Raw genomic sequence first — 21,822 nt, forward strand, 5'->3', positions numbered from 1 at the left:
CGGGGCGGACGCGGTGAGGGGGCGAGGTAAGCCCGTCCGGCGCTCACCCCGGCCCCGGCGCCGGGATCGGCCGGCCGGGTCGGGTCCGGCTCCCCGGGGAGGCGTCGTTGCGCCGTCGTCGAAGGCAGGCGGGCACCCGCGCTCGGGGAGCGTGAGCGGAACGGACTGCGTCACGAGCCGGCCCGGCTCGGCCCGCCCGTGCGGGAATCGCACGTACACACCGGAGGTGACCCGCGACACCGGAGAAAGGTTGTACGCAGCAGCGAGGAATATGTGAGCCCTCGAGTCCTCGAGCCCTCGGTCCCCCGGGCCCCGGGCCCTCCGGTTCAGCTGGTGCGAGCCCCGCGCCCCGCCCTCGAATTCGGGCACCGCACTGTCACGGACAGCCCTCCGTGGTGGATCCTGCCTCGGGGCACCTCCGGCCCCGAGCCCGGTCGAACCGTTCATGAAGCGACGAACCGCACCGCAGGGAGCCGCCGTGACCGCCGTCCGCACCCTCCTCCGAGCCCGCATCCGGCTCGTTCTCGCCGTACTCCTCCTCACCCTCGCGCCGACCACCCCGGCACTGGCCGGAGCGGACGGGCCGTCCGGGGCCCACTCGGCGGCCGGACGGTCGAGGTCCGCCTCCTCACCCCCGACGGCTGGATCCCGGGGGACCGGCGCCGTCACTGGCCCACCCTCTGGCTGCTGCACGGCTGCTGCGGCGACTACACGTCCTGGACCGCCATGACCGACGTGGCGGAGACCGACAGCCTGCGCGACGTGCTCGTCGTCATGCCCGAGGCCGGCTGGAACGGCTGGTACAGCGACTGGTGGAACCACGGCCAGGGCGGTGACCCCGCTTGGGAGACCTTCCACACCGTCGAGCTGCGGCACCTCCTGGAGCGCGACTGGGGCGCCGGCCGCGACCGTGTCGTGGCGGGCCTGTCGATGGGAGGCCAGGGCGCCCTGCAGTACGCCGCACGCCACCCCGGCATGTTCAAGGCGACCGCCGCCTACTCCGGTTCCGCCCACCCGCTCCTGAACGACGAGTCGGTCAACCGTGTCATGGGCTTCTTCGCCGGCCAGAACAACGACCCGCTCCGCGTCTGGGGCGACCCCGTCGCCCAGCGCCGCATCTGGCAGGCCCACGACCCGTTCCACCTGGCCAAGCGTCTCACGTCCCTCCCCGTGTACCTGTCCTGCGGCGACGGCACCACCGGCCCCCTCGACCCACCGGGCGCCACCAGTGCCCTCGAGGCCGACTTCAACCGCCAGAACCATGCCCTCGCGGCCGAGTTGAAGCGCCTCGGCGCGCAGCACGTCACCACCCACTTCTACGGCCCCGGCACCCACACCTGGGCCTACTGAGAACGCGAACTGCACGCCTCACTCCCGATGCTGCTGGGAGCCCTCCGCGCGAACCACTGACCGGACGCGTCGCCGTCCGCGGAACGTAGGCTGCGGCCCCGTGGCCGACATCTACGAACTGCAGCTCGCCCTCCACCTTCCGGACGACCTCCCCTCCCCGGACCTCGACCTGCTCCGCCGGCACCTGGGGCAGCCCGAGGACGGGGGAGAGGGGCGAGACGGGAGAGAGGACGGCGACGGCGGCGACCGCCACGACGAGGCGTACGAGTACCCCCTTCTCGCGTCACGGGGCCCGGCCCGGAAGATCGACGGCGCTCTCGTCGGCGAGCTGCACCCCGACCACAGGGGCTGGGCCCTGTCCGCACGACAGGAGGTGCACCCCGACGAGTTCGACGACCTGGGGCGCCTCGTCCAGTGGCTCGGCGCGCGCACCACCACCGTCGGCACCATCGGGCACCTCCGGTTCCACGAATCCGACGTGCCCGACCTGCTGATCGCGCGGAACGGTTCGGTGCACCGCGCCACCCTGCGCAGGGACACGCTCGTCGAGTCACCCACCGACGTGATCTCCGACGGCCGGGTCTGAGCCGGGGCCCGTACCGACGCACGCCCCTCAGCCGCGTGTGCGGAGGTACCCGTCCAGCTCGGCGGCGCCGGTCAGCATCGCCCGCGAGCGAGCCGACAGTCGTCCCTGCCAGTCGCGCAGCGCCCCCTCCACAGGCTCCGGCCCGCCCGCCTCCCGTACCCGTTCCAGCAGTGGGGCAATCTGCACCAACAGGTAGCCACCACGCCTGAGTTGGTGCACCAGCCGGGCGTCACGCACGTCGGCCTCCCCGTAGACGCGGTACCCGGTCACCGGATCGCGGCGCGGCCGTACGAGCCCGGCGTCCTCCCACTTGCGCAGCGTCGCCGGACGAAGCCCCAACTCCTGGGCCAACGGGCCGATGAAGACACGGCCGGCCCTGGCCGGCGGGGCGTCGCGCGCGGAGCCCGCCCCGGGGGAGAGGGCGCGCAGCGCCCTCTCGACGGCCTGCAGCGTGCCCCGGTCGGCGAGCAGTTGGGCATGACTCTCGTCGATCAGATGGAACGCCTCGTCGACGGCGCCCCGGTTCACCGCCCGCATGATCGCCGTCGCCGTCCGGTGACCGTGGCCGGGCACCAGCGCGAGGAACGCCCGCAAGGCCCGCGCGTGCAGCGGAGTGTAGGTCCGGTACCCGTGCGCCGTGCGGTCGGCGACAGGGAGGATGCCGGTTTCCTCGTAGTTCCGTACCGCCTGCGTGGACAGACCGTGCCGCCGTGCCAGGTCGACCGGCCTCAGCCTCTCCCCGCTTTGAAGGTTTCGCCCCATCATGCAGAGGCTACAGTCGTCAAGTCTCCACCGAAAGTTCAACGATACGGTTGAAGGCATGGCAACCGACATCAAGGACATCGCCCGTTCCGTCGACGCCGCAACCGTGATGGAGCTGCTCCGAATCCGCCCGCGCCTCCTCGCCCTGGGCGAGCCCACCCACGGTGAGGACACGCTCCTCGACCTCCGCAACGAGCTCTTCCGGCAGCTCGTCGAACAGCACGGCTACCGGACGATCGCGCTCGAGACCGACTGCGTCAGGGGCCTGCTCGTGGACGCCTACGTCACCACCGGCACCCACACCCTCGACCAGGTCATGGAGCGAGGCCTCAGCCACGGGTGGGGCACGTCGGCGGCCAACCGCGAACTGGTCCGCTGGATGCGGGAGTACAACGCGGACCGCCCGAGCACCGACCAGGTCCGCTTCGCCGGCATCGACGGCCCCCTGGAGATCACCGGCGCCGAGAGCCCCAGGCACAGCCTCACCGCCCTCCACACCTACCTCGCGGCGCACGTCGACCCGCACCTGCTCCCCTGCACCATGGACACGCTCGACCGTCTCCTCGGCCCGGACGAGCCCTGGACCGACCCGGACGTCATGAGGGACCCGCCCCGGTCCGCGGGCCGCACCCCCGAGGCGCGGGAACTGCGGCTGCTCGCCGACGATCTCACCGCACTGCTGGACACACAGGAGCCGCACCTCGTCACGGCGACCTCGCCCGACGCCCGGTACACCGCCCGCCTGCACGCGCGCACCGCCACCGGCCTGCTGCGCTACCACTCCTGGACGGCCGACACCTCACCGTCCCGCATGACCCGCCTCCTGGCCACACGCGACGCGATGATGGCCGACAACCTCCTCGCCCTCACCGCACGGGGCCCGGCACTGGTGTACGCCCACAACAGCCACCTCCAACGGGACAAGAGCTCCCTGCGCATGTGGGACCACCCGCTGCTGGAGTGGTGGAGCGCCGGCGCACTGGTGAGCGCCCGACTCGGCGAGCAGTACGCCTTCCTGGCCACCACCCTCGGTACGCTCCGCCACCACGGAGTCGACACCCCGCCCCCGGACACCGTGGAAGGGCTCCTGTACGACCTCCCCGAGGACCGCTGCGTCCTCGACGCCGCCCGCCTGTCCGCAGCGCTCGGCGACAAGCCCTCCGCCGCCCGGGTCTCCTCGTACTTCGGCTACGCCCCGTTCGACCCGGCCCAACTGCCCCGCACGGACGGGCTGGTGTACGTCAGGGACGTCACGCGCGGCTAGGGTCTGTCCGTCCCGTGAGGCCCGGCTCGGTTCCCTCACCTCCCTTCGGAAGGACGTGACGGTGCTGCTGGTGGGTCTGGCTCTCTCCCTGGTCTGTGCCGTCGGCGCGCTCGCCGCCGCGGCGGGCGTCGTCGCGGTGGCACTCCCCGGCCGGCCCGAGCCCTGGGCGGTCCACCTGCTGCGCCGCGCGGCGGCGACCGCCGCGTTGGCGGCCGCGACCGTCTACTCCCTGGGATTCTTCGGCGTCGTGGCGTCGGAGCAGGCGTTCGGCGACGGCGCGGACTCGATCCCGGCACCGGCCTGCCGCGACGGCTTCGACGACGAGACGACGCAGGGCCTCTCCCACCACCGCTCCTCGTACCTGCCGCTGCGCTTCGACTGCGTCCGCGACGACGGTTCCGTCTACTCCAGCGACCCCGACTACGTGTGGATGAACCGGGCGAGCGCCTCCCTCGCCCCGGCCGCCGTCCTGCTCGCCGTCGGCGCCGCCCACGCGCCCACCTCCCGCGCCCGGAAGACCGCGAAGGCGGCGTCATGACCCTGCTCGCCGTGTTCGTCGTGCTCGTGGTCGCCCGGGTCTCCCTGCGCGGCCTGCTGGTGCACCCGCTCCTGCCGTGGTGGGTACGGACCGCGGTGTTCTGGGCGCTGCCGCTCGGCGCCCTCACCTGGTGCGTGATCATGACGGCGGACGACGCCTTCCTCTTCCCGGAGACCGCACCCTGCCCCAGGGAGCCGATGCGCGAGGGCGTCCTGGGCGGCGGGGAAGTCTCGGGAATCTCCACCCCTTTCCCGCCGCGCGCCTACTGCCAGTGGGAGGACGGCACCGTCTACGACCTCGCGCCCGGAGCGACGTTCCTCTTCTGGGTCTTCTTCGCCCTGACGGTCGTACCGCTCGCCGCAGGCTTGAGGCACGCCCTCCGGGACCCCCGGTCGCTCCTGCGCTGAGTCCCGGACGCCGTGACCCACCGCTGCCGGCGCTGCCGCACGCCCGTGCGCCGCAGCGCCGAGTTGTTGCCGTCTCGTGGCGGGGTGTGCGGCATGTCAACTCCTGAAGTCTTCCGGGCGACAGCGCGCGACGTGGGCGTTTCAAGGGAGGTCTACGAGGAGGCCGTGGCCCTGAAGGGGGCGATCGAGGAGTACCGCGCCGTCGCCGGACAACTGGACCCCATCGACCTCGATGGCTGGGGTGATCTGAAGCTGTGCGGGGATCGCACGTCCGCAGTGGCGACCGGCCGACGGTGACACCACGGAACGCGGGTGCCGGACATGCCGGTGCGGCGGGGACCGGCCGGACGCCGGTCCCCGCCGCACCGCTGTCGCCGGTTCAGCTGTAGGGGATCACCAGCACGGACTTGTCCGTGCCTGTCTGGAGCTTGGAGGTGCCGTTGCCGATGGCGCTCCACACTTCGAGGCGTACGGTGCCGCCGTTGAGGTTGGCGAGGCTGCCCGTGGAGGTCTTGAGGCCGCGGGCCTGGCTGTACTCCTCCCATCCGGTGACCGGGTCGGTCGCGAAGTAGTGGTAGGTCTCGGTCCGGTCGAAGCTGCCGTCGCCGGTGAAGTCGTAGCTGACCCGGGCCTGTTGGCCGAGGCCGACCGTGGTGCCCGCGTCCACCTGGAGCCGGAAGGCGGTCGCCGCGCCCGGGGTGAGTGTGCCGTTGACGCCGCGGATCTGGTAGACGAGGGGCTGGTACGGGGTGCCGTCGCGGTTGGTGCCGCCGGCGGAGGCGATGGTGTCGCTGCCCGCCGTGCCCCCCGTCGCCGTGGTCAGCACGCCGCCGCCGCGCAGCTGGAAGGTGTTGCCGGTCGGCGGCTCCGGGTCCGGGTCGGGGTCCGTGGACCCGGTTCCGCTCCCGGTCGCCGTGGAACGGGCGGGTACGGAGAGGGTCTTGCCGTCGGAGAAGGTGACGGTGCGGGCCGTGGACCCGTGGTTGTGGGCCGCGTACGTCCGGGTCGTGCCCTTGGTGAAGACGGCCGAGGTGGGGATGTCGCCGGTCACGGTGGTGTCCGGGGCGCCGAGGGCGGCGAGGGTGTTGATCCAGTGGTAGGTGTGGGCCTTCGACTCACCCTCCTCCGGGGTGTAGCCGGCGTGGCCCGCGTCCCACTTGGCCTTGGCCGCGGCCGGGTCGGCGAAGGACTCGAACTCCCAGAGCAGGTCGCGCCATTCGACGGCAGGGCCGCCGTTCTCCCGCTCCATCTCGGCGATGTTGCGCCGGATGGCGGCCTTCTCACCGCCGAGGTGCAGTGATCCGCCGGTCACGGGCAGGACGTTGATGCCGTGGATCTCCTCGGGGTTGGCGGTCCACCAGGTGGCGTAGGCGGCGCCGCTGCCCCACACCATGCCGGCCGTGTCGTGGCCGAAGGAGGAGGGGAAGACCTGCTCGTCGGCGTCGAACCAGTACTGGGCGATCGACTCCGACTCGGTGGTCAGCAGGAAGGCGCCGAGGTCACGCAGCGAGGTGTCGCCGGTCGCGGAGCCCCACAGGATGAGGGCGGTGCTGAGGTTGGTCGACTCGGAGGAGGACTCCTGGTTGTTGCCGGCGGCGAAGCCCTGGTGCCCGGAGGCCCAGCCGTGGCCGGCGTAGATGTCGAAGCCGCGCAGGAACGGGTAGGCGGTGTCGGTGCGGCTGGGGTTGGCGGTGTCGCGCACGAGGGTCTTGACCATGCCGCCCCACGCGGAATCGGCGGCCCACGCCGGGTCGTACTGGGCGATGATCGCCGCGGCGTAGACGTAGTAGCCGTAGTGGAAGTGGTGGTCGTTCAGCTCGGTGTCGCTGCCGTAGGAGGCGGGGTAACCGGTGAGGGTCTTCCAGTCCTTGTCGTAGCTGAACTCGTTCGCGCCTCCCGCGGTGAACCAGTCCTGGAGCTTGCCCTTCATCAGGCCGAGCATCCGGTCGCGGACGGCGGTGTCACCGATCTGGTCGGCCACCGGCACGAGTTGGGCGAGGCGCCCGAGGGCCTTGCCGGTCCAGTAGGTGTCGCTGGCTCCGGAGAAGGGATCGGAGGCGTTCACGACGTCGTTCAGGTATCCGCGCAGCCGGGCGGCGTCCACGCCGTTCGACTTGGGCAGCGCGGGCAGCGCCGGCGAGGCCTTCTGGCTCGTGGTGAAGGAGGCCGACTCGCGGACCTTCATGGTGCCGCGCGGTGATACGTAGGTGTAGGACGTGAGGGCGTCCTTGGTGTTCAGCCACTGGTGGCGGTAGAGGGCCTGGAGCGTGCCGCGCTCGGTGCCCTCCTTCGCCTCGGTGGTGAGCGTGTAGGTCGCCCCGACCGTGCCTCCGGAGTAGTTCCAGGTGACCTTGGAGCCGGTGACGAAGCTGTAGGCGTACTTCTTGAACGTCGCCAGCGCGCCGGTGGAGGGCAGCACGGCGACGGAGAAGTAGTCCTTGGAACCGAGACCCGCGGTGACGGTCGATCCGGCGACGTTCCAGTCGCTGCCGGTCGGCGCGAAGAGGGCGTAGTGGTGCCCGGCGACGGTGATGCCGAGGACGTTGCCCTGGTCGGCGAAGACGGTGGGCGCGCCGGCGGTGGTGATCTGGGCGTTGCCGCCGGAGCCCTTGGCGTAGACGAACGGGGAGCCGTGGCCGATGGTGGTGCGCAGGGTGCGGGCGCCGTCGGACCAGTACGGGGTGACCGTCCAGTCGGACCAGTCGTCGGCCTTGGTGTCGGGGGAGTTGAGGCCGCTGATCCCGATGGTGAGGTCGCGCTTGTGGGCGTACTCGTACTGGCGGCCGTCACCGACGATCGTGGGGGTCGTCGGGTAGCCGACGTCGAGCCCGCCGGCGGTGGCCTGGTAGGTGAGGGGATGCCCGTACATGGGGGTCGAGTACGGGTTGTCGCCGTAGCGCTGGAAGGCGAGCGAGGACCACCAGTCGTTGGTGGGCACCGGCCGGTTCTTCGCGGCGGCGGTCACCTTGGGCGTGACCGGCGTTCCCGTGTTGGTGGTGGGGCCCGACGTGCCGGGGGGCCGGGTGTCGGAGTAACTGCCGGAGCCTACGGGGATGGTGGCCGCGGCCGCCGGTGCGGCGGCCGGGCCGAGGCCGACGGCGGCGAGGGCCGAGGCCAGCAGCAGAACGGTTGCCGGTCTGGTGCGTGGGGATGGCATGCGTCACCTCAAGTCGTGACAGGGGGAGGCTCTGAGAGCGCTCTCAGATGGCCGGAACGTAAAGCCCATGTAATGCACGTGTCAATGGCTTGAACGCAACAGGCCGTGCTGAGCCCAGGATTCGTCATGTCTTCGATGCTGAACCGAAGTTGGCGAAGTGGGACTTATGAGGAGCTTGAGCACCTTGGCCCGGCCCCGGAACGCTCCCCGCCGGAGGCGCCGCGGCCGGCCATCTCCCTCAACGCAGCGGCGCGGCCCTACAACGCCTCACCCCTGCGGGCCGATCGCTGGGGTGAGGTCAGACACCGCCCTCGTGGACCGCGACGACTGCGGAGCCTTGCGCGTGAACGACTCCCCATCGGGGGGGAGTCCTCCAGAGGTGGATACGCGGCGGGGAGAAAACGGGGGACGGGAGGTACCCCCCGCCCGCGATAGTGTTCCCCGTGGAGGATCCCCGGCGGCCGTTCCTCCTGCCGCAGGCCCTGTCATGCCACCGGGTCAGAGGATCGCCACGGCCCGTCCGGCGACCTCGCCCTTGGCGAGCTTGTCGACGTACTCCGGGATCTGCTCGAAGGTGATGGGTACGACGTTCGAGGCGATGTTGCCGCCTGCCATGAGCCTGAGGACTTCCTCGGCCTCCGCCTTCTCGCCGTTCGAGGCGCCGACGATGGTGATCTCCTTGAGGATGACCTGCTGCATGGAGAGGGTGGCCTCCTCGCGGGCGAGTCCGATCTGCACGATCCGGCCGCCGTGCTTGACGGCATCCACGGCGGAGGCGGTGGTGGTGCCGAAGCCGGCGAAGTCGACGATCACGTCGAGCCCCTGGTCCGCGAAATCGCGGATGTCCTTGGACACGCCCCCGACTCCGAGTTCGTTGACCGTGTCCCACACCTTCTCGTTGACCTCGGCGACGTAGACGGTGGCGCCCACCTCCTTGGCGATCTGCGCGCCGAGCGAGCCGAGTCCGCCGAATCCGATGATGCCCACGTTCTGCCCGGCTTCGATACGGCCGAACGTCACGAGCGCGCGGTAGGCCGTGCGCGCGGCGTCCATGGCCGGGGCGGCCTGCGCGAAGTCGACCTCGTCGGGAACGCGGACGACGAGGTCCGCCTTGACGAGGACCTTCTCGGCGAACCCGCCGTCGACCGCGGTGCCGGGGCCCTCGGTGACGGCGGGGATTCCCACGCGGTCGCCGACGGCGAACTCGCTGACGTCCTGACCGACGGCGCTGACGACGCCGGCTGTTTCGTGGCCGAGGATGATCGGCTTGTGGCCCAGCAGGGGGGTCAGGGTGCCGTCGACGAAGCTGACGTCGCTGTGGCACAGGCCGGAAGCCTTGACGTCGACGACGATCTCGTCGGCGCCCGGCTTGGGGTCCTCACGCTCGACCAGCGTGAACGGCTCGTTGACCTCGTTGAACTGCCATGCCCTCATGTCGGCTCCTTCCAGCGATGAGCACCCGCGACCGGGTATTAGTTCAACCGTAAACGATTTTTGTTGAAAGTCGAACGGGGTGGGGTCGGGGGTGCGAGGGTGGCTGTCGGAGGCACGGGTGAGGGTCCGGTGGCGTTCGACCGCCCAGAGCAGGAGGCCCCCATGTCGTCCGGGCACGTACAGCAGGACAGTGCTCTCGCCCCACGGACCGGGCCACGACAAGCCGCTCAGCGCCCCCGTCGGCCCCGAGCCGGTCGCGATGGTCCCCGTGGTCCAGCTGTACGCACGGCACGTGCCCGGCCTCGGCTTCCCCGCCGGCACCGACCTGCTGCAGATCCTGTGGTGCCCGCTGGTCCACGAGGACGGCCGGTACGCGGCCGGCCCCCGGCTCCACTGGCGCGACTCGGCGCTGACGGCCGCCGGCGCCCCCGCCGCCGAACCGCCACGCCCGCACACCGCGGAGAAGGACCACCTGCCGTGTCCCCGCACCGTGTCCCCCACGCCGGCGGTGGAGTACCCGAACTGGGACCTGCCGGAAGAAACTCGGCGATCTGCTCGACGAGCGCTTCGAGGACATGAAGGAGGAGCGGGGCTACGATTACTACGACGTGGCCACCACGCAGCAGAGCAAGGCCGGAGGCTACCCGGGCTGGACCCAGCCGCCCCAGTGGCCCGACTGCGCGGGCTGCGGTACCCCCATGGAGCACCTGCTCAGCGTCACCGCGACCGAACCCGGCGGGGGCCGCCGGCTCCCCCTGGACGACCGGGACTCCCGCCAGGACGCGGATGCGACCCCGTCCTGGCGGGCCGAGGCGGAACCCGGCGCCCTCGGCACGTTCGGACACGGCATGGCCCTCGGCGACCTCGGTGGCATGTACTTCTTCGTCTGCCGCACCTGCCCCGACACCCCGTACACCCACCGCTACGACTGCTGAGCCCGGCCCGGACGGCCGCCTGCGCTCCTGGTAGGTGCGGCGGGTCGACCGCTGGACGCGGTGTCCGGCACCGCCCGGACGGTCGTGTGCCGGGGCCGCCGGAGGGAGGGATTGCGCATGCCGTCGGCGTGCCGGGAGGGGCCGGTGGCTGACCAGCAGCGACGCCCGTACGGGGGTCCGCGCTGTACGTCACCAGCGGCACGAGGACGTGAGGGCGGGCCGTGTTGTCCCGATCGTTTCACGGTGCCGTCGCGGTTGTGCTCCGCCGGAGTACGGGCACGGGGGAGTCGGTTAGCGTTCCTCGCGGCAGGGGCGTACGTCCGTATGTTCGGTACGGCGTGGGCCCTTCCTGTTTGTGTTCCCGCTCCGACGCATCACGGGGGTAAGACGAATGACCACGGGCAACGGCATGGCGCAGGACAGATCGTTCAGGTCGTCCGGGACGTCCCGGACACCTTCCCGCCGGCGGCTGCTCCGGCTGGCGGGCGGAGGTCTCGCGCTGGTCGCGCTGACCGCCGGCACGGTCGCCTGTGACGAGGGAGCCGTGGACGCCGAGGATGCCGGAAGCACCGGGGGCGAGCAACCGAAGGACGATGACACCAAGCGCGTCGACGGCGCCACGGGCGGCGACGGCAAGGCTCCGAAGCCGCTGTGGACGAAGACGACCTCGGCCGAGACCTACGGGGACAACGACGAACTCGTCGTCGCGGGCGGCGTCGTGCTCGCCAGCGGAAGCCCACTGGCCGCCCTCGACACCGCGACCGGCCGGCAGAAGTGGTCCCTGCCGGGAGGCACGGTCCCCGGAGCGCCCCTGCTGCTCGGCAAGGACACGCTGTACCTGGCCAGCGGTCAGTACGACGGCTCCGTCACCGGATACGACCCGGCCACCGGCAAGGAGACCTGGCGCAGCCACCTGGGCAAGGGCTACCGGCAGCCACAGCCCATCGCGGTGGACGAGAAGCAGGTCTACGTCATCGCCGAGATCCTTCAGGACGACGGCTCGTCGAAGACCAACGTCATCGCGGCCCTCGACAGCACCACCGGCCGGATCGCCTGGAAGGAACAGCGCGACCTCGGCACCGTGCAGAACGGCATCCACGCCGCCGTCCGCGGCCGCCACCTCGTCTACACCGACTTCAAGAAGAACCTCACCGTCCGCGACACCGCCACCGGCGGCCAGGTGTGGACACAGAAGACGACCAAGACGAACTACGGGTTCTTCGCCGTCCACGAGGACCTGGTGATCGTCCCGCAGGGGAGGAACCTCCAGGCCTTCGACCTCGCCGACGGCAAGAGGAAGTGGTCCCTGGAAGCCTCCGAGTTCGCCCTCTTCAAGGAACCGGCCGTGCTGGAGGACGTGCTCTACATCGCCGACAGCACCAGGACCCTGCGGGCCATCGACCCGCGGACCGGCAGACTCCTCTGGCAGTCCACGGCCCTCGCCGGCGCGGAGCTCCAAGTGCCGCGCCAGTACGTCAAGGTGGGCGACACCCTCTACGGCGCCACGGACCTCGACAAGAACGGCGGCGTCATCGCGATGGACGCGAAGACCGGTGACGTGCGCTGGACGTTCAACGACGGGACCGGCGACCACCACGCCTGGCTGGTCGCCTCCGACGGCGAGCGCGTCATCGCCCTGCACGGCACCCAGTTGCACGCGCTGCCGGTGTGACGCACGCGCCGGTCGGGTGGCCGGCCCGCCCGGCCGCGGCTGGTGCGACCGGGGCGCCGCACCAGGCGGCCCAGCCGTCCCGCCGCGCCGACGGCGTCACCGCCCCACCGGAGCCGTACCCCGCCGGTCGCCACCGGCGGGGCGGGCAGGTGGTGTTCGGTGCTCAGCTGTCCAGTCCGGCGCAGAGGGTGGCCACCTTCTTCTCGGCCGCCTCCGCTTCGGCGCCCTTCACATCGAAGGTGCGCATGCGCATGCTGACGTCCTGGAAGGCCTTGCCGAGAGCCTCGTAACGGCTGTCCAGCCGGGCCGCGGACTGGGCCAGGGTCGCGGCGCCGGCGGCGCGGTCGAAGTGGGCGATCCTGGCGTCGCTCTCGTCGCTGAACATGGTGTCGAGCGAGGGAACACGCTTCCACGCCTGACAGGCACCGGCCGCGTCGGCCGCCGCGTTGTCGACGCCGGTCCCGGACGCCGCGCTGTCCGGGCCGGCCCACAGGAGCCAGCCGACGCCTATGCCCGCGCCGGCGGCGACGGCGGCGGCCGCCACCGCCGCCATCCACCGTGAGGGAGTGCGACGGCCGGTGGCGGGTGCCGGCGGGTGGGAGGGAGGGGGCGGCAGGGGAGCGGACGCGGTCATCGCAGCGGCTTCCTTCGGTATACGGACAGGCGCTCCCGGCACGGGAACGGGCAGCAGCAAGTGAACCACTGGTCCGTCGTCGAACGCCGGTGGGTGACAGGGCAGATGCCGGGCTGCGTCATCCCGCACGCGTGATCTCACCGGACGCGGGGGTCAGGGACCGGGCCGGGTGAGCGCCGGCCGTCCGGAGGTGAGGCTGATGTCGAACCGTTTGGCCCGGTCAGCGAGAAATCCGGTAACCCTGCAGGCAGCCAGGGCTTTAGCCTGCGGCCCATGCATCAGCCTCGAAGGCGCGACCGGCGCCTGGCTCGCCGGGTGTCGTCACGGCCGGACCGGCGCCCGGCGTTCCGCGTCCCTGCCGTGGGCGCCGATGTGGTCCTGGTCGGCTATTTCTCCGCGAAGCAGAAGGACTTTGAAGCACTGATGGCGTCGGCAGCCGCGGCACTGGCGGCGCACGGAGCTCGGGTCGTCGCGCAGATCGTGCAACGCCGGGGTGTCTCGGACGGCGGGGCCCGGAAGATGAGCCTGCCCTACTCCTCCAGAACTCTGCTGACCTACGGGAAGGTTCGCGAGGTGGAGCTGGCCTGTGACAGGGCCGACGCTGACGCGGTGATCTTCACCGCCTCCCTCAGCGAGCGCCAACGGCGCACACTGACGGACATGCTGGGCCGCCCCGCCGTGAGTCTCTCCGACATCCTCACTGCCGGGGCGCGCCTCCGGCTCGACCGGATCCAGGCCGGACCGTAAGTCACGAATTCAGCGGCTTATCTGATTGTCGCCACGACACTGCTACGCCATTTCGGGCAATAGCTCCCTCGTGGTCGAATAGATGTCACCGCGGTACGAACTCCACGGCGGTTCCCCATCTCGAGTACCCGGGTCCTGAGATGAGGGACGAGGCCCTGGCCCTCTGCCAGGAACGTCGAAGGGAGAGGCCGCATATGCGCGAGAAGAAGGGGTGGCGCACGTTCCGCGCGGGCTGCGTCATCGTGGCGGGTGTCATGACGGCCGCCTACTGGACGCTGCGCACCGTGCAGGCGGGAATCGACCTGTACGGGGCCGTCGGCCCCTGGGTGTGACGACCCGGGAAACCGACGGCCGGCCGAAGCGGTGGGTCCCGGACGGATGTCACGCCGGACGGGGCCCCGCCGTGGAATCGTGGTGACCGTAGCCGGACCCGCTGCTCCCCATGAGCTGACGTGCGTGTGTTCGTCGGCCCTGGGGTGTGACGCCCGCCGACCCCTCACGCTTCTCGATCTGGCCCGAGGGTGAAGCGGACGTCACTTGACTGCACCGAAGCCCTGAGGGCTGTCGCGGAACGACTTCAGGTTGCACTCCTGGCCGGGCGGGCTGTCTCGCGAAATCACCGAGTGGAACGGCGCTTCGGCGTCCGGCCTTCTCTCAGACCCGCCGGGAGAGGTGACGCAAGCCTCAGATCGTCGGGGTGTCGTCAACAACCGGCCGGTGAATCTCGACGACCGGCTTCCATCCCGCGGAGAAGTCGATGAAGTCCGCACGGGTCGGGTAGGTGTCGATCGCGCGACGGTCACGCTTGGGGCTGTCGCTGGCCTTGCGCCCCCGGGGAATCTGCTCCTCGAAGATGTCGACCTTCACGTCGGGAACCTCCTTGAGGCCCTGGCGCCAGATCTGTACGACGTCGGCGCCGAACGCCTGCCGGACCGCGGCGTAAAGGGCCGTGAGGGACCCCTTGTCCCCACCGGGGACAAAAAGCGCCAGGTCCAGCACGACACCGGCGGACTGAAGGACCTCTATGGTCAGCGGGCCGTTCTCGTCGGCCACGTAGATCCCGGCTTCGTTCTCGTCGTCGGGAAGGCAGGAGACCTCTTCCTGGAATACGGTCCTCGCCGTGATCGAGCCGCCCTCGAAATGCTCACCGGGCTTGGTCAGAAAGGCAGGGACATAGCAGTCGGGGAGTTTGAGTTCTGCCGTGTCGGCGGAAACGAAGACCTTGTCCTTCACGCCGAGCTTCGTCACCTCTTCCAGCGAGAGGCGGCGAGCGGCGATCTTCTCCGTGTTCACGATTTCCCTTTCAGGTTGCACTGTCCCTCCGAGCGAGGACGCTACCACGAAAACGTGAGGTCAACTGCCCAGCATTCGTTGGGTAAATGGCCTCCGGCGACCCGCACGGGAGGATATTGAAGCGAGTGCCACTCGGCTGGGAACACGCATCCGCCGGGCAGTATCCCTCGTCATGGTGTTGGGGATCAACTGGTCATGCCTTTCGGTGCGTTGGGTGGCACGGAGGAACTAAAGAGAGTTTGCGGCAGATATCACCCATATCGTCTTCGGGTGGGGCGAGGTGAGGCGACCCATTCGTCGTGCATCTCGAAGAGCGCAGCGGAAACCAGCCGGATGGTCCGATCCGGAAGTGTCGTGACGCTCCTGGCTCTGACGACGTGCGCGGTCAGCGGGCCTTCGACATGTCCCGAGAACCCCGAAGGAGCCCTCCAAGAGCCTGACGCCCACTGCCCTGAGAGAACGCCCCGCAGGCAGGCCGCTCCCGCGAGGCGGCGTCCTATGCCGCCCCCGTCTCCTTCCGCAGCACCCGCGTCAGGCGCTCCCCGAGCTCCCGGTCGACGCTCCCCTCGCACGCGACCCCCAGCGCCGCCGCCAGGTCGCGCAGGTGGAGGTCGGCCAGGGCCTCGGTGAGTTCGGCGAAGGCGTCCGCGGCCGCGCGGCCACGCCGTACACCCGAGGTGAGGGCGACGGCCCCGGCCAGTGCGGCCGGCCACCACCAGAGCGCCAGCACCAGGTAGCCGACACCCCACGCGCACAGGCGCGCCGCGGAGGTCAACCGGAACCGGGCCGCCTGGAGTTCGGCGCGGGTGCCGTCGGCGGCCAGGAGCCACAGGTGCGGCCAGGCGGCCGCCAGGTCCAGGCCGTGAGCACGCCACAGCCGTTGACCGGGCGCGGCGAGGCGGTCGCCCATCGCGAACGGGTGACGGGGCGGCGCCGGCCCCATGCGGGCCCGGTCGGCGTGACGCCGCTCGGCGAGGCCGATGAGCCGGTCGGCGTCGGCCGCGCCCTCGATGCGGGCCCGGCCCGCCGCCACCAGCGCGGTGCGGAAGGCCTCGTCGGCCGCGTGCCAGCGGCGTGCCCGGCGGTCGGTGAGGTACCGCAGCAAGGGTCCGCGTGGCTCCGCGCACCACAGCAACTCCACGCCCGCGCCCAGGGACTGGGCTGCCGCTCCGATCACCGCGGCGCCGGCCAGCACGCCCGCCGCCGCCAGGACGACGGTGCCCGCGCTGCCGGACGCGGGGGAGGCGGCCAGCGCGTCGAGGCGGTCCCGTAGCCGCTCCATGTCGGACCAGTGTTCGTGGCCGAGGAGCGTCGCCGTGGCGAGAGCGGCGAGGAAGAGCAGACCGGGAAGGGCGAGCAGAGCCAGCCACCGTTCGGCGATCCGGCCGCTCAGCGCGCTGAGAAAGGCGCTGGTCACCGCAGGGGGACCGTGCGCAAGGGCTGGTCGAAGACCCGGCAGCCGGGATGCGGGGCGGCATCGTCACCGGGTGGCGCCTCCACACGCCCGCAGTGACCGCGCGGGCAGGCCAGTACGTGCAGCGGCGGGTGGGCCGGTCCGGGGACCGGGAGCCGCTGGTAACCGGGCGGGGGGAGGGTCGGGGTGGTGCGGTAGGAGCCCAGGCCGGCGCTGTGCCCGGCGGCGAGCAACACCTCCTCCAACTCGTCGAACGAGTCCTCCAGTTCCTCGGGGGGCAGACCGGAACGCAGCGCGGAGGTGATGGTGTCGACGAGCCGCAGACCCTCTTCGCCGAGATTCAGCGACGCGGACGCGTCCGTCAGCCGTCGGCACAGTTCCGCCAACCGGGCATGGCCGCCGCGCGGTTCGCTTCGCTCACCGGTATCGGTCCTCACCGTTCCGTTCCCCCTCGGACGCCGGATGTCGGTCGGCCGCGATTGTACGTCCCTGTCCTGACGCCCCGTTCGCTATCGTGAGGACGGGCCGCGCGATGCCGAGGACCGCGGTCACGACGACGTGACATCCGGGGGTGGGCGTGTCGAACGGGGGTTCCGCGCGAGCGGTGGACGCGGCGGACGAGGATGCCGAAGCGCTCGCCGACCACTTGCTGTCGCACCACCTCGGGACCGGAGACCTGCAGGCCCTCGATCAGGCGATCGCCCTCTACGAGCGGTTCCGTGCCACGACGGCGGCGCGGGACACCGTACGGACAGCCGTTCGGGCCTCCAACCTGATGGTCGCCCTGCAGACCCGGTACCAACTGCTGCGACGCCCCGACGACCTCGAGGCACTGATCGACCTGGGCCGCGAACGTGCCGCGTGCGAGCCGGCCCGCCCGCAGGACGTGCGGCTGCTCGGCCTCGCGTACCAGCAGCGGTTCGACCGGTACGGGCGGCCCGACGACCTCGACGGGGCGGTGGACGCCTTCGACCGGGCGGCCCGCCTCCCCCAGGAACCCCACACCGCGGCGCAGTCGCTCGGCGGCCTCGCGGAAACGCTGCACCTCCGGCACAGGATCGCCGTCGGTGCCGAAGGTGTCCCCGCCACCGGACCCCGGGACGGTGACACCGACCCTTCCGCCGCGGCGGACCTCCTCCGCGCGACGGACGCACAACGGCGCGCGCTGCGGCTCTTACCCGAAGGTTCGGACGACCGCATCGGCTACCTGAGCAACCTGGCCGGGATCCGGTACCGCGCGTACCTGTTCGACGGGGACACCGGAGCCCTGCGCGAGGCGATCGACATGTGGCGCACCGGCCTGGAGGCCGCCCCGCCGGGCGGGCCCGCCCGCGTGATCGTCCTGCGCAACCTCACCCAGGCCCTGCGCGTGTGGTTCGAGCATCACCCCGATGAGCCCAACCGGTCCGACATGCTGCGGACCCACCGCACGGCCCTCGCCGACTGTCCGCACGGCCACCCGGACCGTGCCGAACTGCTCGCCGGATACGGCGTCGCCCTGCGCCTGGCCGCCGAGGCCAGCGGCGACCCGGCGTTGCTCCGGGAGTCCGCGGCCTCGCTGCGCGAGGCCCTGACCCTGTTCCCGCCCGGCACGCGGCTGCGCGCCATGAGGCTGGGGAGTCTCGGCAACACCCTGCACAGGCTCGCGCAGTGGACCGGTGACACGGCGCTCCTGGACGAAGCGGTCGCGGTCCTGCGTGCCGCCCTCGCCGAGCAGCGGCCGGGCACGGACGAGTACGCCGACACCCTGGGGAACCTGGCGGTCACCCTGCGCGAACGTGCCCTCCAGGCGGACGACATGACGTCCCTGCGGGAAGCCTCACGTCTCGCGAGGGAAGCCCTCCACATGGCTCCGACGCCCTCCGGCCCTCGGAGCGGACGGCTCGGCAACCTGGGCGTGATCCTGCAGAGCTGGCACGGCGTGACGGGAGACACCGAGGCCGTCGACGAGGCGATCGAGGTGGCCCGCCGGGCGCTCGCCGTGGCGCCCGACGCCGGCCAGGCGCGCGCCGACCGGCTGAACCACCTGGCCAACGCCCTACGGGCACGGTTCGCGTCCACCACCGACGTGGCGGACCTCGACGAGGCCGTCGCACTGCTGGAGGAGGCCGCCCGGCAGGTCCCCTACGGCGATCCGGCGCTCGCCGTGGTCCTGTCCAACCTCGGCTCCGCCCGGCTCACCAAGCACCACGCCACCGGCGCGGCAGGCGAGTTGGAACAGGCCGTCAGCGAACTGGGCCGCGCCGTGTGGGCCGTCACCGAGCACACTTCTGCCCACGGCACCTACCTGAAGTCGTACGGCGACGCACTGCGCGCCCTGCACCACCGGGACGGCAACCCGGCCGTACTCGCCGCCGCCGCGGACGCCTACCGGCAGGCCGCCGGCACCAGGTCCCTGCCCGCCCACGAGCGGGTGCTCGCGGCCTGGGAATGGGGCGCCGCCGCCGCGGACGACAACCGGTGGGACGACGCCCTGCCGGCATACGAACTCGCCCTTGAGCTGCTGCCGTTCGCCGCGTCCGGCCGACTGGTCCGCAGCGACCAGGAACGCGGTCTGTCCCGGGTGCGGGGCCTGGCCGCCGAAGCTGCCGCATGCGCGGTCAACGCCGGGCAGCCGGAGCGAGCGGTGCTGCTGCTGGAACAGGGCCGCGGTGTCCTGCTGGGCCGGGCCATGGCCACCCGCGACGGGCTCGGACGGCTGCGCGACGCCCATCCCGCCCTCGCCGAACGCTTCGCCCGCCTGCGGGCACGCCTCGACGCGCTCGAAGCCGCCGACGCCGCGGACACCGGCCAGGGCGGGTTGTCGACCGACATCGGCGGCCAGGGCCGGCCGCCGATCGCCACCACCGGTCTGGGCCGGTCGTCGACCGACACCACCGACCAGCGGCACGCCCTCGCGTCCGACCTGGAGCACCTGGTCGCCGCCATCCGCGCACGGCCCGGCTTCTCCGACTTCCTCGGCGCGCCGACCCTCGACGCGCTGCTGGCCTGCGCGGACAGGGGCCCGGTCGTGCTCGCCTACTGCAGCGCCTACCGCAGTGACGCCCTGGTGCTGCGGAACGGCGAGGTGGTCCTCGTCCCCCTGCCGGACGCCACCCCGCGGGCCGTCGCCGAGCAGACGGACCGCCTCGAACGGGCACTCACCGACGCGGCCGACCCCGCCCGCGACCGCGCGGCGCAGCACACCGTCAGCGAGGTACTGGCCTGGACCTGGGACCACGTCACCGGCCCGGTGCTCGACCGGCTCGGGCTGAACGGGCCCACGCCGGACGGTGCGTGGCAGCGGGTGTGGTGGTCACCGGGAGGCGCGCTGGCCTCCCTGCCGCTGCACGCGGCCGGCCACCACGCCGAGGCCCCCCACGGAGTACCGGACGCCGCTGCCGGAACCGTGCCGGCCAGGGCGTCGGCGGTGCCGGGACCGCCGACGGTACTGGACCGGGTCGTCTCCTCCTACACACCGACCGTCGGGGCCCTCCGCTACGCCCGGACCCGCGCCGCCGCCCCCCGCCCGCACGGACCGCTGCTCGCCGTCGCGCTCCCCGACACCCCCGGCGCGCGGCCGCTCGGCGGAGCGCGGCGGGAGGTGGAGGTCCTGAGGGGCCTCCTGCCGACCGAGGTGCTGTACGAGGAACAGGCCACCTTCGCACGGGTGATGGACGCCCTGCCCCGCCATCCCTGCGTGCACTTCGCCTGCCACGGGGTCAGCGAGCCCGCCGACCCTTCCCACGGACGGCTCCTGGTGCACGACCACGCGACGCGCCCGCTGACCGTCCGCGAGATCTCCCGCCTGCACCTCCCGGCGGCACGGCTCGCGGTGATGTCCGCCTGCGAGACCGCGCGCGGCGGCGGCGAGCTGGCCGACGAGGCGATCCACATCACCTCCGCATTCCAGCTCGCGGGATACCCCCACGCCGTCGGAACGCTCTGGCCGGTGCACGACGCGGTGGCCGTCCGCGTCACACGTCTCCTCTACCAGGGGCTGCGCACCGAAGGAGCCGGTGGCGAACCGGAACTGGACGACACGAGGACGGCCGACGCCCTGCACCGGGCGGTGCTGCGGTGCCGCACCGCCTTCGCGGCCAGCCCCAGCCTGTGGGCCGCACACGTGCACGCGGGCGCCTGACCACACCGGCAGCGACGAGGAGGCGGTCACGATGACCCGATGGTGGCGACGACGAGCCGCGGGAGACGGCCGGGGCACCGGAGCACGGCCGCCGCAGACCCCGGGAGAGGCCCAGGGACAGGCGCACGCGGGCAACCCGGGCGGGGTCTCCCGCACCGAACCGCCCGACCCGGACCCCGACCCCGCGGCGGAACCGGCAAGCGGGCGGCGCCTGGTCGGCGGGCGCATCACCATCACGGAGGTGACGGAGGGGCGGCCGGAACGCGAGATCGCCGGCGTCGACCTGTCCGCCGTGGACATCAACACCCTGCGGGCCCGGTCCGCCATCGACCGTCTGGGCCCCGAGCATCCGGACGCCCTCACCGCCATGCGCGACCTCGCACACGCCCTGGTGTCGGTCCCCGGACGGGGAGAGGAGGCGGTCGAGCTCTACCAGCACGTGGCCCGCACCCAGTGGACCACGCTCGGCGACCGCCACGAGGAAACCCTGCGCACCTCCGTCGAACTGGCCGACGCCCTCCACGCCACCGGTCAGCTGCGCCTCGCGGAGACGGCGTGGCGCGACACGTTCCGCGCCCTGGCGGACACCCTCGGCCGCGACCACCCGGACGCGTTGCGCAGCGCGGCCGGACTCGCCGCCGTCCTGGAGGACCTCGGCCGGCCCCACGAAGCCGAGCCGCTCCTGCGGGACGTCCTGGAACGCCGTCTCCGACAGCTCGGCCACGACCACCCCGACGTCCTGTCCTCCACCAACACCCACGCGGCCTCGCTGCTCAGGTGCGGCCGCCACGAGGAGGCCGAACGCACCCTGCGCGCCCTCGTGAACCGCCTGGAGAGCCGGTACGGCCGCGACCACGAGCGCACGGTCGCGGCCCGGGGCAACCTCGGAGCCGTCCTGGTCAGACTGGACCGCCACGCCGAGGCGGAACAGCACATCCGCGCCGTCGTACGGTCGATGGAGGCGACGCTGGGGCCGCACCACGACTCCACCCTGACCGCGCGCAACAACCTCGCCGCCGTCCTGCACGCCATGCAGCGCTACGAGGACGCCGTGCCCATCCTGCGCGCCGTCCTCGCCGAGTACGTCGCACGCCACGGCGAGGGTCATCCGGCGACCGTCGGAGCGCGGGACAACCTCGCCAACGTACTGATCGACGTGGGCCGGCACGACGAGGCGGCCGACCTGCTCGACCGCTGCGTACGCGACTACCGGCGCGTTCACGGCCCGGGGCACCCCCGCCTGCGGGCCGCCGAGGAGCGGCTGGCCTGGCTGCGCGAGGACCCGTCGGCGCACTGACCTTTCGTCGGGGAACGGCCGCACGCCCGACCTCGCCGCGCCCCCGGCCGGCCGGAAGCCGCCGGGCCGGAGGGGACCGGGGCGCCCGGCGCGGTGCCGGCCCACCCGTGCACCGCGCCGGGCGGGCCGCGCCGACACACCCGCGGACCCGCGCCCCTGCACCCCTGCACCCGCGCAGGAGGTCTCCGCACCCGCTGCCGTCCCGTGCA

At 72.2% G+C, this 21,822-nt stretch carries 18 protein-coding genes and 1 pseudogene; 12 read left to right on the forward strand and 7 right to left on the reverse strand.

The annotated features are described in order from the left end of the window. The first annotated feature begins 445 nt into the window (after nucleotides 1-445). Both IE172_RS20910 and IE172_RS20915 read left to right on the forward strand, forming a co-directional pair. Nucleotides 446-1,350: pseudogene (locus IE172_RS20910) on the forward strand (alpha/beta hydrolase). A 100-nt stretch (nucleotides 1,351-1,450) separates the two neighbouring features. Further along, a complete protein-coding gene (locus IE172_RS20915; RefSeq protein ID WP_190098774.1) occupies nucleotides 1,451-1,936 on the forward strand; it encodes a hypothetical protein in 486 nt (161 codons plus the stop codon). A gap of 27 nt (nucleotides 1,937-1,963) precedes the next feature. On the opposite strand, the gene IE172_RS20920 is transcribed toward IE172_RS20915, so the two are convergent. Next, complete coding sequence (locus IE172_RS20920) at nucleotides 1,964-2,698, reverse strand: TioE family transcriptional regulator (RefSeq protein ID WP_190098775.1); 735 nt, start codon at nucleotides 2,696-2,698, stop codon at nucleotides 1,964-1,966. 58 nt (nucleotides 2,699-2,756) lie between these two features. On the opposite strand from IE172_RS20920, the gene IE172_RS20925 reads away from it, so the two are divergent. The 4 genes from IE172_RS20925 to IE172_RS20940 all read left to right on the forward strand — a co-directional run bounded on the left by IE172_RS20925 (nucleotide 2,757) and on the right by IE172_RS20940 (nucleotide 5,204). Beyond that, nucleotides 2,757-3,962, forward strand: a complete 1,206-nt coding sequence (locus tag IE172_RS20925; RefSeq protein ID WP_190098776.1) for an erythromycin esterase family protein — start codon at nucleotides 2,757-2,759, stop codon at nucleotides 3,960-3,962. 61 nt (nucleotides 3,963-4,023) lie between these two features. Then, a complete protein-coding gene (locus tag IE172_RS20930) occupies nucleotides 4,024-4,500 on the forward strand; it encodes a hypothetical protein (RefSeq protein WP_229886221.1) in 477 nt (158 codons plus the stop codon). Continuing rightward, on the forward strand, nucleotides 4,497-4,907 hold the full coding sequence (locus IE172_RS20935; protein ID WP_190098777.1) for a hypothetical protein: 411 nt from the start codon (nucleotides 4,497-4,499) through the stop codon (nucleotides 4,905-4,907). Before IE172_RS20930 ends, IE172_RS20935 begins: the two co-directional genes overlap by 4 nt. A gap of 93 nt (nucleotides 4,908-5,000) precedes the next feature. Continuing rightward, a complete protein-coding gene (locus IE172_RS20940; protein WP_190098778.1) occupies nucleotides 5,001-5,204 on the forward strand; it encodes a hypothetical protein in 204 nt (67 codons plus the stop codon). An 82-nt stretch (nucleotides 5,205-5,286) separates the two neighbouring features. Here IE172_RS20940 and IE172_RS20945 read toward each other — a convergent pair whose 3' ends face one another. After that, entirely contained in the window at nucleotides 5,287-8,064 is a 2,778-nt protein-coding gene (locus tag IE172_RS20945; protein WP_190098779.1) for a glycosyl hydrolase, read from the reverse strand. 498 nt (nucleotides 8,065-8,562) lie between these two features. Continuing rightward, nucleotides 8,563-9,498 (reverse strand): zinc-binding dehydrogenase, encoded by a 936-nt coding sequence (locus IE172_RS20950; RefSeq protein ID WP_190098780.1) that lies wholly within the window; start codon nucleotides 9,496-9,498, stop codon nucleotides 8,563-8,565. Between the two features lie 575 nt (nucleotides 9,499-10,073). Here IE172_RS20950 and IE172_RS34625 point away from each other — a divergent pair. Together IE172_RS34625 and IE172_RS20960 are read left to right on the forward strand one after the other, a co-directional pair. Then, nucleotides 10,074-10,433, forward strand: coding sequence for a hypothetical protein (locus tag IE172_RS34625; protein ID WP_229886223.1), 360 nt, complete (start codon nucleotides 10,074-10,076; stop codon nucleotides 10,431-10,433). A gap of 409 nt (nucleotides 10,434-10,842) precedes the next feature. Beyond that, the gene (locus IE172_RS20960) at nucleotides 10,843-12,105 is read left to right on the forward strand and encodes a PQQ-binding-like beta-propeller repeat protein (RefSeq protein ID WP_190098812.1); all 1,263 of its coding nucleotides are present in this window, start codon (nucleotides 10,843-10,845) and stop codon (nucleotides 12,103-12,105) included. A gap of 163 nt (nucleotides 12,106-12,268) precedes the next feature. Here the strand turns inward: IE172_RS20960 and IE172_RS20965 are convergent, their stop codons facing one another. Beyond that, the gene (locus tag IE172_RS20965) at nucleotides 12,269-12,739 is read right to left on the reverse strand and encodes a hypothetical protein (protein ID WP_190098781.1); all 471 of its coding nucleotides are present in this window, start codon (nucleotides 12,737-12,739) and stop codon (nucleotides 12,269-12,271) included. Nucleotides 12,740-13,099: 360 nt separating this feature from the next. Here IE172_RS20965 and IE172_RS20970 point away from each other — a divergent pair, with 360 nt between their 5' ends. Together IE172_RS20970 and IE172_RS20975 are read left to right on the forward strand one after the other, a co-directional pair. Then, nucleotides 13,100-13,486, forward strand: a complete 387-nt coding sequence (locus tag IE172_RS20970) for an HflX-like GTP-binding protein (protein WP_229886225.1) — start codon at nucleotides 13,100-13,102, stop codon at nucleotides 13,484-13,486. A 194-nt stretch (nucleotides 13,487-13,680) separates the two neighbouring features. Continuing rightward, nucleotides 13,681-13,818, forward strand: coding sequence for a hypothetical protein (locus IE172_RS20975; RefSeq protein WP_190098782.1), 138 nt, complete (start codon nucleotides 13,681-13,683; stop codon nucleotides 13,816-13,818). A 352-nt stretch (nucleotides 13,819-14,170) separates the two neighbouring features. Here IE172_RS20975 and IE172_RS20980 read toward each other — a convergent pair whose 3' ends face one another. The 3 genes from IE172_RS20980 to IE172_RS20990 all read right to left on the reverse strand — a co-directional run bounded on the left by IE172_RS20980 (nucleotide 14,171) and on the right by IE172_RS20990 (nucleotide 16,630). After that, on the reverse strand, nucleotides 14,171-14,779 hold the full coding sequence (locus IE172_RS20980) for a hypothetical protein (protein ID WP_190098783.1): 609 nt from the start codon (nucleotides 14,777-14,779) through the stop codon (nucleotides 14,171-14,173). 496 nt (nucleotides 14,780-15,275) lie between these two features. Continuing rightward, nucleotides 15,276-16,196, reverse strand: coding sequence for a hypothetical protein (locus IE172_RS20985; protein WP_190098784.1), 921 nt, complete (start codon nucleotides 16,194-16,196; stop codon nucleotides 15,276-15,278). Continuing rightward, the gene (locus tag IE172_RS20990; RefSeq protein ID WP_190098785.1) at nucleotides 16,193-16,630 is read right to left on the reverse strand and encodes a hypothetical protein; all 438 of its coding nucleotides are present in this window, start codon (nucleotides 16,628-16,630) and stop codon (nucleotides 16,193-16,195) included. Before IE172_RS20990 ends, IE172_RS20985 begins: the two co-directional genes overlap by 4 nt. Nucleotides 16,631-16,770: 140 nt before the next feature. Here IE172_RS20990 and IE172_RS20995 point away from each other — a divergent pair, with 140 nt between their 5' ends. Both IE172_RS20995 and IE172_RS21000 read left to right on the forward strand, forming a co-directional pair. Then, nucleotides 16,771-20,316 carry a CHAT domain-containing protein gene (locus IE172_RS20995; RefSeq protein WP_229886227.1) on the forward strand — a complete coding sequence of 1,182 codons (3,546 nt, stop codon included), beginning with the start codon at nucleotides 16,771-16,773 and terminating at the stop codon, nucleotides 20,314-20,316. Nucleotides 20,317-20,347: 31 nt separating this feature from the next. Beyond that, nucleotides 20,348-21,613: a tetratricopeptide repeat protein gene (locus IE172_RS21000; protein ID WP_190098786.1), complete on the forward strand. Its 1,266-nt coding sequence runs from the start codon at nucleotides 20,348-20,350 to the stop codon at nucleotides 21,611-21,613. The last annotated feature ends 209 nt before the right edge of the window (nucleotides 21,614-21,822 follow it).

The organism is Streptomyces griseoflavus, from assembly GCF_014649995.1.
In the GTDB taxonomy this organism is placed as follows: domain Bacteria; phylum Actinomycetota; class Actinomycetes; order Streptomycetales; family Streptomycetaceae; genus Streptomyces; species Streptomyces griseoflavus.